13 protein-coding genes are annotated in these 14,080 nt (G+C 67.1%); 2 read left to right on the forward strand and 11 right to left on the reverse strand.

All coding sequences use genetic code 11. From position 1 onward, the window contains the following. Nucleotides 1–98 precede the first annotated feature (98 nt). A complete protein-coding gene (locus TEF_13560) occupies nucleotides 99–503 on the reverse strand; it encodes a Cu(I)-responsive transcriptional regulator (GenBank protein ID ANK81709.1) in 405 nt (134 codons plus the stop codon). 253 nt (nucleotides 504–756) lie between these two features. Here TEF_13560 and TEF_13565 point away from each other — a divergent pair, with 253 nt between their 5' ends. Further along, on the forward strand, nucleotides 757–1,806 hold the full coding sequence (locus TEF_13565) for an aspartate-semialdehyde dehydrogenase (protein ANK81710.1): 1,050 nt from the start codon (nucleotides 757–759) through the stop codon (nucleotides 1,804–1,806). Nucleotides 1,807–1,990: 184 nt separating this feature from the next. Here the strand turns inward: TEF_13565 and TEF_13570 are convergent, their stop codons facing one another. The 9 genes from TEF_13570 to TEF_13610 form a co-directional block, all read right to left on the reverse strand. After that, nucleotides 1,991–4,324 carry a copper-translocating P-type ATPase gene (locus TEF_13570; GenBank protein ID ANK81711.1) on the reverse strand — a complete coding sequence of 778 codons (2,334 nt, stop codon included), beginning with the start codon at nucleotides 4,322–4,324 and terminating at the stop codon, nucleotides 1,991–1,993. Between the two features lie 34 nt (nucleotides 4,325–4,358). Then, the gene (locus TEF_13575) at nucleotides 4,359–4,832 is read right to left on the reverse strand and encodes a hypothetical protein (GenBank protein ID ANK83478.1); all 474 of its coding nucleotides are present in this window, start codon (nucleotides 4,830–4,832) and stop codon (nucleotides 4,359–4,361) included. Nucleotides 4,833–4,957: 125 nt separating this feature from the next. Beyond that, nucleotides 4,958–5,662 carry a copper resistance protein CopB gene (locus TEF_13580; protein ANK81712.1) on the reverse strand — a complete coding sequence of 235 codons (705 nt, stop codon included), beginning with the start codon at nucleotides 5,660–5,662 and terminating at the stop codon, nucleotides 4,958–4,960. 3 nt (nucleotides 5,663–5,665) lie between these two features. Next, nucleotides 5,666–7,360 carry a copper oxidase gene (locus TEF_13585; GenBank protein ANK81713.1) on the reverse strand — a complete coding sequence of 565 codons (1,695 nt, stop codon included), beginning with the start codon at nucleotides 7,358–7,360 and terminating at the stop codon, nucleotides 5,666–5,668. A 32-nt stretch (nucleotides 7,361–7,392) separates the two neighbouring features. Continuing rightward, nucleotides 7,393–7,959 carry a hypothetical protein gene (locus TEF_13590; protein ANK81714.1) on the reverse strand — a complete coding sequence of 189 codons (567 nt, stop codon included), beginning with the start codon at nucleotides 7,957–7,959 and terminating at the stop codon, nucleotides 7,393–7,395. Nucleotides 7,960–8,085: 126 nt separating this feature from the next. Beyond that, nucleotides 8,086–8,436: a hypothetical protein gene (locus TEF_13595; protein ID ANK81715.1), complete on the reverse strand. Its 351-nt coding sequence runs from the start codon at nucleotides 8,434–8,436 to the stop codon at nucleotides 8,086–8,088. A gap of 67 nt (nucleotides 8,437–8,503) precedes the next feature. Further along, nucleotides 8,504–8,911, reverse strand: a complete 408-nt coding sequence (locus TEF_13600; protein ID ANK81716.1) for a cytochrome C — start codon at nucleotides 8,909–8,911, stop codon at nucleotides 8,504–8,506. A 92-nt stretch (nucleotides 8,912–9,003) separates the two neighbouring features. Then, nucleotides 9,004–11,373 carry an ATP-dependent Clp protease ATP-binding subunit ClpA gene (locus tag TEF_13605; GenBank protein ANK81717.1) on the reverse strand — a complete coding sequence of 790 codons (2,370 nt, stop codon included), beginning with the start codon at nucleotides 11,371–11,373 and terminating at the stop codon, nucleotides 9,004–9,006. A gap of 2 nt (nucleotides 11,374–11,375) precedes the next feature. After that, complete coding sequence (locus tag TEF_13610; protein ID ANK81718.1) at nucleotides 11,376–11,699, reverse strand: ATP-dependent Clp protease adapter ClpS; 324 nt, start codon at nucleotides 11,697–11,699, stop codon at nucleotides 11,376–11,378. Nucleotides 11,700–11,935: 236 nt separating this feature from the next. On the opposite strand from TEF_13610, the gene TEF_13615 reads away from it, so the two are divergent. After that, nucleotides 11,936–13,141 (forward strand): hypothetical protein, encoded by a 1,206-nt coding sequence (locus TEF_13615; protein ANK83479.1) that lies wholly within the window; start codon nucleotides 11,936–11,938, stop codon nucleotides 13,139–13,141. 6 nt (nucleotides 13,142–13,147) lie between these two features. Here TEF_13615 and TEF_13620 read toward each other — a convergent pair whose 3' ends face one another. Continuing rightward, nucleotides 13,148–14,047, reverse strand: coding sequence for a hypothetical protein (locus TEF_13620; GenBank protein ID ANK81719.1), 900 nt, complete (start codon nucleotides 14,045–14,047; stop codon nucleotides 13,148–13,150). Nucleotides 14,048–14,080 lie beyond the last annotated feature (33 nt).

The raw sequence follows: 14,080 nt of genomic DNA on the forward strand, positions 1-14,080 counted from the left end.
ATCCCGGCCCCGGCGTCACAGGACCGGGCAGGTAATTCGATCGATCGTCCGTATCTGGCGGCTGCCGGTGCGCATGGGCCGCGCTTATAGCGCCGGGCTCAGGCCTTGTCGAGAAGGCCCGCCGACAGCCCGTCCAGGATCGGGCAGTCGGGCCGGTGATCGCCCGAGCAGCAGTCGGCGAGATGCTTCAGTTCGTCGTGCAGCTTCTGCAGTTCCGCCATCTTGGCCTCGATCTCGGCGATGCGCTCCAGCGCGATGGCCTTGACGTCGGCGCTGGCGCGGCTGCGGTCCTCGTAGAGCGCCAGCAGCTCCCGGCACTCCTCGATGGAGAAGCCGAAGCTGCGTGCGCGCTGGACGAAGCGGAGCTTGCTCACTTCCGGCGCGCCATAGTCTCGGTAGCCGTTGTCGCGCCGCGCCGACGGGCCCACGAGCCCGATATCGGCGTAATAGCGCACCGTCTTGGTGGGAAGCCCGGCCGCCCGGGCCGCGTCGCCTATGTTCATCGCCTGCTGTCCTCGATGTCGCATGTCCCGCACTGGGATTTACATTCGCGCCGATTGTGCCTACTTCGCACCATCATGACCCGTCAGGACACCTACAAGCCGACCGACAAAACGACCCGCTGCGGCGGGGCGCGGTCGGCTGCGCGTACGGTCTGAGGTACCGTCCAGCCGACCCGGCCCCGCCAGAGCGCGGGGCGGTCCGACGTATCCGGCCCTTCCCGCGCCTCCCCCGACACAAGGAGACGCCTTTCACATGAACCCTGTCATTCCCTTCGCCCGTCCGCCCCATGTCGGCATCGTCGGCGCCACCGGCCTGGTGGGCCAGATGATGCGCGAACTCCTGGCCGAGCGGAACTTCGAGCTCGCCTCGCTGCGCCTCTTCGCCTCCGCCCGCTCCGCCGGCAAGACCATTTCGTGGGGCGGCGAGCAGATCACGGTCGAGGACGCCGCGACGGCGGACTTCGCCGGCCTCGACATCGTCTTCTTCTCCGCCGGCGGCGCCACCTCGAAGGAGCTGGCGCCGAAGGCCGCGGCGGCCGGGGCGATCGTCATCGACAATTCCTCGGCCTGGCGCGGCGACCCGGAGGTGCCTCTGGTGGTGGCCGAGGTCAATCCGCACGCGCTCGCCTCGCTGCCGAAGGGCATCATCGCCAACCCCAACTGCACCACGATGGCGGCGATGCCGGCGCTGAAGCCGCTGCATGCCGCGGCCGGGCTCAAGCGCCTGATCGCCAGCACCTACCAGGCCGTCTCCGGCGCGGGCGTGGCCGGCATCGAGGAACTCAACGAGCAGATCCAGGCCGCCGGCGCGGACGCCGCGAAGCTGGCCTATGACGGCCACGCCCTCGACCTGCCGGAGCCCCGGAAGTGGGCCGTGCCCATCGCCTTCAACGCCGTACCGCTGAACTACAAGCTGGTCGAGGACGGCTATTCGGAGGAAGAGATCAAGCTGCGCGACGAGACCCGGAAGATCCTGGAACTCCCGGACCTGCCCGTCAGCGGCACCTGCGTGCGTATCCCCGTCTTCACCGGTCACGCGCTGTCGATCAATGCCGAGTTCGAGCGTCCGATCGACGTGGAGACGGCCGTCGCGCTGTTGAAGGACGCACCCGGTGTGGTGCTCAGCGAAGTCCCCAACCCGCTGGAATCGGCGGGCCAGGACCCGGTCTTCGTCGGCCGCATCCGCCGCGATCCGACATGCGAAAACGGCCTCGCCCTGTTCGTGGCGGGCGACAACCTGCGCAAGGGCGCGGCCCTCAACGCCATCCAGATCGCCGAAGTGCTCTGCAAGGTCGAGGCCTGAACCGGCAGCGCCATCGCGACCGAACGATCCGCTACCCGTCGTTTCGATCGAATGCCACACGAAGCGATTGAATGACTTGGCGTCCTGGGGCTTGACCCCAGGACCCAGTTCGACGTTTTGCTGGCCCCTTGGATCAAGTCCAAGGGCGACAAGTCTGGACGGTTCGATCGAACATTGGGTCACTCTAGAGCTTCAGCGCCCGCAGCCTGAGGGCGTTGGAGATCACCGAGACCGACGACAGGCTCATCGCCGCCGCCGCGATCATCGGCGACAGCAGCGTGCCGGTGACGGGATAGAGGATGCCTGCCGCGATCGGCACGCCGGCGGCGTTGTAGATGAAGGCGAAGAACAGGTTCTGGCGGATATTGGCGATGGTCGCCCGGGCGAGCCGATGCGCCCGCACCACGCCGGACAGGTCGCCCTTCACCAGCGTGAAGCCGGCGCTCTCCACGGCGACGTCCGCGCCCGTGCCCATGGCGATCCCGACATCGGCCGCCGCCAGCGCCGGGGCGTCGTTGACGCCGTCGCCGGCCATGGCGACCCGCCGCCCCCGGCCATGCAGTTCGTCGACCAGCGCTTTCTTGTCTTCCGGCAGCACGTCGGCGCGCACCTCGTCGATACCGAGTTCGTCGGCCACGGCTTTGGCCGTCCGCGCGTTGTCGCCGGTCGCCATGATGATTTCCAGGCCGGCTTCCCTGAGTTGCCGGATGGCGTCCTTTGCATTCGCCTTGATCGGATCCGCCACGGCGACAAGGCCGGCGAGCCCGCCATCAGCGGCGACGTACATCACGGTTCGGCCCGCATCGCGCAGGTCGTCGCCCGTCGCCTGCCAGGCGCCGACGTCGATACCGGCGTCGTCCATCATGGCGCGGTTGCCCATCAGGATGGCCCGGCCGTCCACCCGGCCCTTCACGCCCTTGCCGGTGACGGCTTCGAAGTCCGACGTCGCGCCGGCCGCCACGCCGCGTGCTTCGGCGCCCTTCAGGACCGCTTCGGCCAGCGGATGCTCGGAACCCTTCTCCAGCGCGGCGGCCAGACCCAGGACGTCCGCTTCCGACCAGCCGTCCGCGGCGACCACGTCGGTCAGTTCCGGCCGGCCCTCGGTCAGCGTACCCGTCTTGTCGACCACCAGCGTGTCGACGCGGGCGAAGCGTTCCAGCGCCTCGGCATCGCGGACCAGCACGCCCGCCTGGGCGCCGCGGCCGGTGGCCGTCATGATCGACATGGGCGTCGCCAGGCCCAGCGCACATGGACAGGCGATGATGAGGACGGAGACGGCTGCCACCAGGGCGTAGACCATGGCCGGCGAAGGACCGAACACCGACCAGACGATGAATGCAACAATCGCCACCAGAACCACGGCGGGCACGAACCATGACGCAACCCTGTCGGCGAGGCCCTGGATCGGCGCCCGCGAGCGCTGGGCCTGGGCGACCATGTCGACAATGCGCGACAGCATGGTGTCGGCGCCGACCCGCTCGGCCCGGATAACCAGTCCGCCGTTGCGGTTCAGCGTGCCGCCGGTGACGGCGTCGCCCTCGGTTTTCTCCACCGGCACCGGCTCGCCGGAGATCATGCTTTCGTCAACCGCCGAGCGCCCTTCCAGCACGACGCCGTCGACGGGCACGCTTTCGCCCGGACGGACGCGCAGCCGGTCGCCTTCCAGGATGTTCTCCAGCGGAACCTCGCGCTCGGTCCCGTTCTCGTTGATCCGCCGCGCGGTCTTCGGCGCCAGGTCGAGCAGCGCACGGATCGCGCTGCCGGTCCGCTCCCGGGCCCGCAGTTCCAGCACCTGACCCAGGAAGACCAGCGCGATGATCACGGCCGCAGCCTCGAAGTAGACAGGGACGGTGCCGTCGGCGCGGACAAAGGAGGGCGGGAAGATCCCCGGGGCGACGGCCGCCACGACGCTGTAGGCGTAGGCCGCGCCGGTGCCGATGGCGATCAGCGTCCACATGTTGGGACTGCGGTTGACGATCGAGTTCCAGCCCCGCTTGAAGAAGGGCAGCGCCGCCCAGAGCACGACCGGCGTCGCCAGCGCCAGCTCGAGCCAGATCGCAGGACGCTCGCCCAGCCAGTGGCGGAAGGGTAGCCCCAACATGTGGCTCATCGCGAGAAAGAAGATCGGCACGGCAAGCGCCGCGCTGACGATGAAGCGCCTGGTGAAATCCACCAGTTCCGGGTTGGGACCGTCAGCGGGTACCCCCATGGGCTCCAGCGCCATGCCGCATTTGGGGCAATCGCCGGGATGATCCTGCACGATCTCCGGGTGCATCGGACAGGTGTACTGCGTGCCTTTCGGCGCGGCCTTCGGGCGGCGCTTGTGTGCGCCGGTCAGGTAGAACTCGGGGTCCGCCTCGAAGCGGTCGTGACAGCGCCGCCCACAGAAGTGATAGGTCTCGCCCTCATGGACGAGGCTGGGCTTGCCGGCGGCTGTGTCGACCGACATACCGCAGACCGGATCGGTCACGACGTCACCCGATGCGGTGGCGTGGACATGATGTGCGTGGCTGCTCATGGAATTCCAACCTTGGAAGGGCGTCCTGGCCGCCTCAGTAGCGGGCGTAGACCTCGCGGCTCTCGCCCGTGAAAAGGATCACCGAATAGGGATCGTTGCCCCCGCCCTGCTCCATGCCGGGGGAACCGACGGGCATGCCGGGCACGGCGAGACCGCGCGCCGCAGGCTTCTCTTCCAGCAGCCGCTTGACCTCCCGCGCAGGCACATGGCCCTCGATGACATAGCCGCCCACGCCGGCGGTGTGGCAGGAGGCCAGATCGGGATCGACACCGAACATGCGCTTCGCCGGCTCGAGATCTTCCATCTCGATAACCTTCACGTCGAAGCCATGGCGGCGCATGTGCTCCACCCATTTGGCGCAACAGCCGCACCAGGGCGACTTGTAGACGGTCATGGTTGGCGCGGCGGCGTGCGCATCGTGGGGAGCGGCGAACATGCCGCCCGCGAAGAGCACGGACAGCGCCACCAGCAGCGTGGCAAGGGAACGGCGGAGGGATCGGACGGGCATGAAGGCATTCTCCACTGGCAGGCGAAGCGCGGGACGGACCCCGCAATTCTCAAGATGGTGTTTCCAGTAACTGGAAGGTCAGGCGGATTCCCCGGCGCGCGCGAAGGCGCCGGGGAAATGGCCGGTCAGAACATGAAGCGCGTGCCGATGACGAAGAAGACGGTGCCGGCCTCTTCGCCATCCGCCCGCGCAAGATCGGCGGTTTCGCCGAACTTCCGTTCGTAGTGGACGCCGACATAGGGCGAGACGAGCCGGTCCACCAGGTCGTAGCTGATGCGTCCGCCCACCTCCAGCGTCGGACCGAACGCGCCCTGCCCCGCCGCCGCGTCATCGGTGAACGGCAGATCGATTTCGATCGACGGCACGAAGACGATCCGGTTGGTGATCAGGCCCTCGTACTCCACCTCGAACCGGAGGGACGGATGGTCCGAGACGAACAGATCCGCGTCGACCTCGAACCACTGCCGGGTCAGACCGTGCAGACCGATCACGCCGTGGAGCCGGTTCGGGCCCTTGGGCGTATCCAGCCGCACGCCGGCGACGGCGTCGAAGAAATCCGTCACCGGCGTCTGAAGCCGAAGCTGGTTCTCCAGCGTCTCGAAGGCTTCTTCGCCCGTGGCGTATTCCCCTTCGCTGCGCCAGACGACCTTCAACTCGTCGCTGCCGGCCAGCACGTCGAAATCCCACGCGGCAACGTCCGAACCCTCATCGATGCGGTATTCGGCCTGTTCGACCTGAATGCCCCAGATCAGCGGTTCCGCCTCGGCGGCAGGCACCACCAGGACGGCCGGGACCAGCGCCCCGGTCAGTCTTTTCCAGAATGTGCGCATGGTTCAGCCGCGCTCCCTTGCATCCAGTTCCGCGGCCTTGTCCTGCGGACCGCCCTCGACGATGACCTTCCGGAACATGCCGGCGTCGGCGTGATAGGACAGGTGACAGTGGAACGCCCACTGGCCCGGCGCGTCGACCTCGGTCTCCATATAGACCGTGGTCCCCGGCGCCACGCTGATGACGTGCTTGACCGGGTTCCATTCGCCGCTGCCGTTGTCGAGGATCGACCACATGCCGTGCAGGTGCATGGGATGGGTCATCATGGTCGTGTTGACGAACCTGAAGCGCACACGCTCGCCGTACTGCAGCCGGATCGGCTCGGCGTCGGCGTATTTCACGCCGTTGATGGACCACATGTAACGCTCCATGTTGCCCGTCAGCTTCAATTCGATTTCCCGCGTGGCCGGACGATGCGGGTAGAGCGGCGTCCGGGCCTTAAGATCGGCATAGGACAGAAACCGTCCGCCATCCGCCGCCTCAGGGGCGAGGCCGCTGCCCGGCGCATAGAAGGGATCGGGGCCCCGCAGCGGCTCGGTTTCTCCGTGGCCCATTGCCGCGTGGTCCATCTTCGAGTGGTCCATCGTCTCCGGCTTCGGCGCATCGTGCCCCATCGCGGCGTGGTCCATCTCACCATGTTCGCCATGTGCCATGCCCATATCGGCCATGGTCAGCAGGGGCGCGTCGCGCAGCGCCGGCACCTCGGCCGCCATGCCTTCCCTGGGCGCGAGCGTCCCCCGGCCATAGGCCGTGCGGCCCATGGATTCGGCGAAGATGGTGTAGGCGCGGTCGTCCTTCGGCTCCACGATGACGTCGAAGGTTTCGGCCACGGCGATGCGGAACTCGTCGACGGCGACCGGCTGGACCTCGTTGCCGTCGGCCTGCACCACGGTCATCTCCAGGCCGGGAATGCGGATGTCGAAATAGGTCATCGCGGAGGAGTTGATGAAGCGGAGCCGGACCCGTTCGCCGGGCTCGAACAGACCCGTCCAGTTCTGCGCCGGGCCCTTGCCGTTGATCAGCGGCGTGAAGCCCTGCAGATCCTCGATGTCCGTCGGCATCATCCGCATGTCGCCCCAGGCCTTGCGGTCGCTCAGGGCCGCACCGAAGCCCTTGTCCTCGGCATCGCCCAGGAAGTCGAACAGCGTCCGCTGTTTCCGGTTGTAGTAGTCCGGCATCATCTTGAGATTGCGCATGATGCGGTCGCCCGAATGGGGGTGCGCGTCGGCCAGTTGCACGACGTACTCCCGGTCCCAGACGTAGGGTTCGGGCTCCTTCGGCTCGATGACGATGGCGCCATAAGCGCCGTCGGGTTCCTGGAATCCGGTGTGGCTGTGGAACCAGTAGGTGCCGCTCTGCACGATGGGAAAGCGGTAGGTGAAGGTCTCGCCGGCCGGAATGCCGGGATAGCTGATACCCGGCACGCCGTCCTGCTGGTAGGGCAGGATCAGCCCGTGCCAGTGGATCGAGGTGCTTTCGGTGAGGTTGTTGGTGACTCTGATGGTCACGTCCTCGCCCTCCCTGAACCGGAGGACAGGCCCGGGGCTGGCCCCGTTGAAACCGACACCCGTGCGGGTGAAATCTCCGGTGTCGATCCCGACCCGGTCGACGGTGATCTCGTACTCGCCCGCCGAGACGGCGCCGGCGCCGGCGCCCAGGACGAGCGTTGCCGCGGCGAGCGCGATTGCGAAATTGCGCATGTGTTGTCTTCCCTGTTTCGGATGAAGAGCGATCATTGGTGCAGCCGGATCGGGCCCTTCATGCCGGATTCGTAATGCCCGGGTACATTGCAGGCGAATTCCAGTTCGGCGTCCGTGTCGAAGGTCCAGACGACCTCACCGCTCTCGCCCGGCTCCAGCAGGATGCTGTTGGCGTGATCGTGGCGCATGCCGTGCTCGCCCATCCTGTCATGATGGATCGTGTCGGCGCCCAGCACGCCCTTCTGCATCATCTCCATCATTTCTTCCTGGTGGGCGCTGTGCATCGCCGCCGTGGCGATGTTGAACTCGTGAACCAGATTGCCCTTGTTGGTGACGACGAAGCGGACGGTCTGGCCCTCCTGGATACTCAGCTTCTCCGGTTCAAACCGGTTGTCGAGCATGATGACGTCGACCGTACGATCCAACTCGCTCGGATCGCCGGCATGCCCGATATCGGGGCGGCTGGCATGGCCGTGTTCGCCCGTGCCATGGCCACGATCGGCCTGCTTCTCGCCGTGCCCATGACCGCCACCGTGGTCACCCGCGGCCAGCGCTGCGTGCCCGCCAGCCGTCAGGGCCGCGGCAGAAAGAAGAGCCATGGCGAGGCCACGAAGATTTTGGATGGATTTCATTTTCATGTCTCCTGAACACACGCCATCTATCGCGCGAATGCGGCGCGTGGATTGATAGGTCGGGTCGCCGGAGAACCGGCGGTAGTCGGGGCTTCAGGAGAGCGGTCTGGGCGGCGGTGGCATGGGCCGCGACGCGAGTCCGTCGACAAGCGCGTCGACGGCGCCGTCATGGCGCGCCGCCTTCGGCGTCCGAACGGACACCGGTTCCGGCAGGGCGAGGCTGGCGCAGAAGCCGTGGTCGCACGGCGTGGCGACCGAACAGCCAACGCGGTCATGGTCGTCGATCGCGGACGGGACAGCCGCGCCCCCGTGCCGATGAAAGACATGGCCATCGTCATGATTCATATGGCCTGTCCCCAGGGCGAACGCGCCCAGCGGGGCCAGCAGCCCGATCAGCATCGCGAGGACGAGCAGAAAACGGATATCGGCGGCGGGGAACTTCATGACGACTCCAGCTCGGACCGACAGGCCGCCGGAATCAAGTCAATGACGCGTGAAACGGGGGACACCGCTATTCGATCCCGTTGGCGCGCTGGAGTTCGCGGACATAGGCGATGATCTGCGCGAGTTCCTGATCGCTGACGCCGGGTACCGGCGCCATGTCGCCGAAGTTCCAGTGATGCTGACGAACGCCCTGCCGGACGGCGCGAACGAAGGCCCCGTCGCCATGGTGTGAGGGCTCGTAGATCCGGTGGACCAGCGGCGGGCCGCCCGGGCCCCCGGCCGCATTGGCGCCGTGGCAGACGACGCAGCTCCGCTTGAACACCGCTGCGCCGGCTTCGGCCTCGGCTGACAGATCCGGTACGTCAACGGCCACCTGCGCGCCGCCGCCGGAATCGGGACTCTGGCCGAGCCACCAGATGCCGGCCAGGGTCGCCGCGATCACCGCGGCCGCAAAGGCAAGAGAAACCAGCCTCATGTCGATTCCGGATACTGCTTTGGAAGATGCAGTCTCATCCCTCCCGCAGGGGGAAGGTCAAGCCGGCGGCCGCGCGGCCGCCGGCCGGGACCTCAGTTGGTGTTCTGGGAAACCGACTTCTTCCGCTTGCCGCCGCCGGACTTCTTCGATTTCCCGGGCTTTTCGGGCGCGGCTTCCAGGTCGAAGGCGAGCTTGCCCTCGGCCAGCCGCACCTTCACATGCCCGCCCTTCTTCAGCTTGCCGAAGAGCAACTCCTCCGCCAGCGGCTGCTTGATGGATTCCTGGATCACCCGGGCCAGCGGCCGGGCGCCGAACTCCACCGTGTAGCCTCGGTCGGCGAGCCAGCTCCGTGCGGCGTCGGTCAGGGAGATGGTGACGTTGCGGTCGATGAGCTGGCCCTCGAGCTGCAGGACGAACTTGTCGACCACGCGGGCCACCACTTCCGGTCCAAGCGGCGCGAAGGCGATCACGGCGTCGAGGCGGTTGCGGAACTCCGGCGTGAAGATCTTCTTGATCGCCTCGGAGTCCTCGTCCTCCTTCAGCCCGCGGCCGAAACCGATGGCCTGCTTCTGCATCTCGGCGGCGCCGGCGTTCGTGGTCATGATCAGGATGACGTTACGGAAGTCGATCTTCTTGCCGTTGTGATCGGTCAGCTTGCCGTGGTCCATCACCTGCAGCAGCAGGTTGAAGACATCCGGATGGGCCTTCTCGATCTCGTCGAGCAGCAGGATCGAATGCGGATGCTGGTCGATCGCGTCGGTCAGCAGGCCGCCCTGATCGAAACCGACATAGCCCGGCGGCGCGCCGATCAGACGGCTGACTGTGTGACGCTCCATGTATTCCGACATGTCGAAGCGATGGAGTTCCAGCCCCATGGTTTCGGCCAGCTGCCGCGCGGCCTCTGTCTTGCCGACGCCGGTCGGGCCGGAGAACAGATAGCTGCCGATCGGCTTTTCCGGTTCGCGGAGGCCGGCGCGGGCCAGCTTGACCGCCGAGGCCAGCGCCTCGACCGCCGAGTCCTGGCCGAACACCGCCTGCTTGAGGTCGGATTCCAGGTTGGCCAGCGTGCTCTCGTCCTTCTTGGTGACGGACTTCGGCGGGATGCGGGCCATCTTGGCGATGACCGCTTCCACGTCCTTCACGCCCAGCACCTTCCTGCGGCGGTTGTTCGGCTTCAGCATCTCGGCCGCGCCCACCTCGTCGATGACGTCGATGGCCTTGTCGGGCAGCTTGCGGTCATGGATGTAGCGGGCCGACAGTTCGACCGCCGTCTTCAGCGCATCGTGGGTGTAACGGACGTTGTGGTGTTCCTCGTAGTACGGCTTCAGACCGGTGAGGATCTTGATGGCGTCGTCCACCGTCGGCTCGTTGACGTCGATCTTCTGGAACCGGCGCAGCAGCGCACGGTCCTTCTCGAAATAGCCGCGGTATTCCTTGTAGGTCGTCGAGCCGATGCAGCGGATCGTGCCCGAAGCCAGCGCCGGCTTCAGCAGGTTGGACGCATCCATCGCGCCGCCGGAGGTCGCCCCGGCGCCGATGATGGTATGGATCTCGTCGATGAACAGGATCGCGCCGTCATAGTCCTCGACCTCCCGGATGACGGCCTTCAGCCGTTCCTCGAAGTCGCCGCGATAGCGCGTGCCGGCCAGCAGCGCCCCCATGTCGAGGGCGAAGATCGTGGCCTCCTTCAGCACCTCGGGGACGTCGCCCTCGACGATGCGCCGCGCCAGGCCTTCGGCGATGGCGGTCTTGCCGACGCCGGGCTCGCCCACGTAGAGCGGGTTGTTCTTGGAGCGGCGGCAGAGGATCTGGATCGTGCGCTCGATCTCCAGAGCGCGCCCGATCAGCGGATCGATCTTACCCGAACGCGCCTTCTCGTTGAGGTCGACGCAATAGGCGGAGAGCGCCTCGGTCTCGGGCCGGCCGTCTTCGGCCTCTTCGGTCTCGCCGGGCTCCTCGCTCTCCTCGCCTTCGACGGGCTCCTCGTCGGCGCCGCGGACCGGACGCGCGGCGTTCATGCCGGGCGCCTTGGCGATTCCATGGCTGATGTAGCTGACGGCGTCGAGACGGGTCATGTCCTGGCGCTGCAGGAAGTAGGCGGCGTGGCTTTCACGCTCGGCGAAGATGGCGACCAGGATGTTGGCGCCCGTCACTTCCTCGCGGCCCGACGACTGCACGTGGATCAGCGCCCGCTGGACCACACGCTGGAAACTCAGCGTCGGCTTGGCCTCGTCCTCGAAATCCTGCACCAGGTCGCTGAGCTGCGTGTCGACGAAGTCCGTCAGGTCGCGCCCCAGCGCGGCCACGTCGACATTGCAGGCGCGCAGCACTGCCAGAGCGTCCTGGTCCTCGGTCAGACTGAGCAGCAGATGCTCAAGCGTCGCGTATTCGTGCCGCCGCTCTCCGGCCAGCCGGAGCGCGCGGCGCAGGGTGTCTTCGAGATTTTTGGACAGTGAGGGCAAGCCTATTCAGCCTTTTCTAGTGTGCATTGCAGGGGGTGCTGGTTCTCCCGCGCCAGGTTGATGACCTGGGTGACCTTGGTCTCGGCGACCTCGTAGGGGTAGACGCCACAGACGCCCACTCCCTTCTGGTGTACGTGCAGCATGATCTGCGTCGCCGCTTCCTGATCCTTGTTGAAATAGCGCTGCAGGACGTAGACGACAAATTCCATCGGAGTGTAATCGTCGTTCAGCATCAGCACGCGCCAGAGCGACGGCTTCTTGGTCTTCGGCTTCGCCTTTGTGACGACGCCCGTCTCGCTGTCGTTATCGATACGTTTGTCGGCCATGGTGTCCAGATGGTAGCAGCAAGCTCGGAAGGGAAGATTAACGGAGAATCGTCGCGGGACGAAAGCGTCTCGTGGACCCGATCGCCCATCGCCTCGGGCAAATATAGGTATTGATCGCACCATCACATAGACCCGGCCGCCTCAACCCGGTAAGGTATTGACGAATCGCTTCGAATCGGCCCGCAGGCAGAGGTAGCCATATGACCCTCGAGAGATTCGCCCGACTCGGCCCGCAGATGCTGGCGCCCCTCCTTCTGGCGGCGGCGCTGGTTCTCGTCGGCCTGTCCGGGCCAGCGCACGCAAAGCGCCAGTACACCGGCATCGTGGTGGACGCCGCGACCGGTCAGGTGCTCTACGACTACAGGCCCGACACGCTCATATATCCGGCCTCGCTGACCAAGCTGATGACGCTCTATCTCACGTTCGAGGCGCTGCGGGACGGCCGCCTCGGCATGGAACAGCGTCTGCCCGTATCGCAACGCGCCGCGGGCATGCCCGCCTCCAAGCTGGGTCTGAAACGGGGCGGGTCGATCAAGGTGCGCGACGCCATCCTTTCGCTGATCGTCAAGTCGGCCAACGACGCTGCGGTCGTGCTGGCGGAATCCATGGCGAAAACCGAAATCCTGTTCGCCCGCGAGATGACCGAGAAGGCGCAGGAACTGGGCATGATCCGCACCAGCTTCCGCAACGCCAACGGCCTGCCCAACCGCCATCAGAAATCCACCGCCCGCGACATCTCGACCCTGGCGCTGGCGCTGATCCGCGACTTCCCCGAGTACTATGACCTGTTCGCGACCCGGAAATTCACCTGGGAAGGCCGCACCTATACCTCGACCAACAAGCTGCTGAACGGCTATCCGGGGGTCGACGGCCTCAAGACCGGCTACATCAACGCGTCCGGCTTCAACCTGGCGGCCTCCTCGGTGCGTTATGGCCGCCGGCTCGTCGCCGTGGTGATCGGCGGTCAGACCGGCGCACGGCGCAACCGGCAGATGAAGAAAATTCTCGGCATCGGTTTCCAGCGGGCGCTCGAGCGGGAAAAGGCGCGACAGCTCGTCGCCATGCCGCTGCCCCCGGGCCGGCCCGGAACGGGCGCGCCGTCCTCGGCGCTTGCCGGCATCGACCTTTCCGTCGTCTCCAGCGCCCACGCGGCGGTACCGCCGCCGCCGGCGCGGCGCGCCGACGACGCCCCCTATGGCGTCCAGGTGGGCGCTTTCAGTTCCCAGAAGCGGGCGACCGCTGGCGCGCGCCTCGCCGTCTCCGCCGCGCCGACCTATCTGCAGAACCGGCCGGTGGCGATCGAATCGATACCCGATACGGTGCGCTCCATCTACCGGGCGCGGATCCTGGAGCTGACCCGGGACGAGGCGCGAGAAACCTGCGAAACCCTCAAGAGCAAGCGCCTCGACTGTCTGGTGGTGAAGGCCGCCGCCGGGGGCTGACGCCGCTCAAGCCGCGGCGAACGCCACCGCGATCTCCGCTCCCAGACGGGCGTTGGCGATCGCCAGGGCGCGGTTGACCCGCGTCGTTTCGCCCTCCGAAAGCGTGTCCAGCCGGCGCAGCAGCCATGGCGTCAGGCCCGCGCCGCCGATCCCGGCGGCCGCGGCCTCTGCGCCCGCCCTGGCGATCCAGCCGTCCAGCCGCTCCCGGGCGATAGCGAATTCCGCCGGCGGCGGATTGGCGATCAGCACCGCCGACGGCGCCTCGACCCTCCGCTGGGCGCGCAGCAGGGCTGCAGCCTCCGCCGGGCTGTCGACGCGATGGCGGAGCACGAGGCCGCTGTCAGCGGTGTGGAAGGCGGGCAGGATATCGACGCCATAGCCCGCGAGGGCCACCCCTTCGGTTTCCAGCACCTCGAGCGTCGCAGGCAGATCGAGGATGGATTTCGCACCCGAGGCGACGACCAGCAGACAGGTTCGGCCCAGTGCAGGCAGGTCGGCCGAGATGTCGGGCGCGTCGTCGCCGGTGCGGGGATGCACCCCACCGATCCCGCCCGTGGCGAAGACGTCGATGCCCGCCCTGCGCGCCAGATGGGCCGTGGCCGAGACCGTCGTGGCGCCGTCCCCGGCCGCCGCGATCGCCGCCGCCACATCGCCGAGCGCGCATTTGGCGACGCCGCCGCCGGCCAGTCGTTCCGTTTCTGCGGGCGCGAGACCGATCCGGACCTCGCCGTCGAGGATGGCGATCGTCGCCGGCGCGGCCCCGGCCGCGCGCACGGCGTCTTCCATCTCCCGCGCCAGTTCGAGGTTGTCCGGCCACGGAAAGCCATGGGCGATAATCGTGGATTCCAGCGCCACCACCGGCGCGCCGCGGGCTTTGGCCTCAGCCACTTCCGGCGCTAGTCTCACCCCTCCGCTCTCCCCTGTCCGGTCCAGACCGCC

The sequence above is a fragment of the Rhizobiales bacterium NRL2 genome, assembly GCA_001664005.1.
Lineage (GTDB): Bacteria > Pseudomonadota > Alphaproteobacteria > Minwuiales > Minwuiaceae > Minwuia.

Excerpts from the sequence above, each read along its gene's own strand:
- TEF_13595 (ANK81715.1), bottom strand. The coding sequence starts at position 8,436 with ATGAAGTTCCCCGCCGCCGATATCCGTTTTCTGCTCGTCCTCGCGATG.
- TEF_13615 (ANK83479.1), top strand. The coding sequence starts at position 11,936 with ATGCTGGCGCCCCTCCTTCTGGCGGCGGCGCTGGTTCTCGTCGGCCTG.
- TEF_13610 (ANK81718.1), bottom strand. The coding sequence starts at position 11,699 with ATGGCCGACAAACGTATCGATAACGACAGCGAGACGGGCGTCGTCACA.
- TEF_13580 (ANK81712.1), bottom strand. The coding sequence starts at position 5,662 with ATGCGCACATTCTGGAAAAGACTGACCGGGGCGCTGGTCCCGGCCGTC.
- TEF_13575 (ANK83478.1), bottom strand. The coding sequence starts at position 4,832 with ATGCCCGTCCGATCCCTCCGCCGTTCCCTTGCCACGCTGCTGGTGGCG.
- TEF_13560 (ANK81709.1), bottom strand. The coding sequence starts at position 503 with ATGAACATAGGCGACGCGGCCCGGGCGGCCGGGCTTCCCACCAAGACG.
- TEF_13585 (ANK81713.1), bottom strand. The coding sequence starts at position 7,360 with ATGCGCAATTTCGCAATCGCGCTCGCCGCGGCAACGCTCGTCCTGGGC.
- TEF_13565 (ANK81710.1), top strand. The coding sequence starts at position 757 with ATGAACCCTGTCATTCCCTTCGCCCGTCCGCCCCATGTCGGCATCGTC.
- TEF_13570 (ANK81711.1), bottom strand. The coding sequence starts at position 4,324 with ATGAGCAGCCACGCACATCATGTCCACGCCACCGCATCGGGTGACGTC.
- TEF_13590 (ANK81714.1), bottom strand. The coding sequence starts at position 7,959 with ATGGCTCTTCTTTCTGCCGCGGCCCTGACGGCTGGCGGGCACGCAGCG.
- TEF_13600 (ANK81716.1), bottom strand. The coding sequence starts at position 8,911 with ATGAGGCTGGTTTCTCTTGCCTTTGCGGCCGCGGTGATCGCGGCGACC.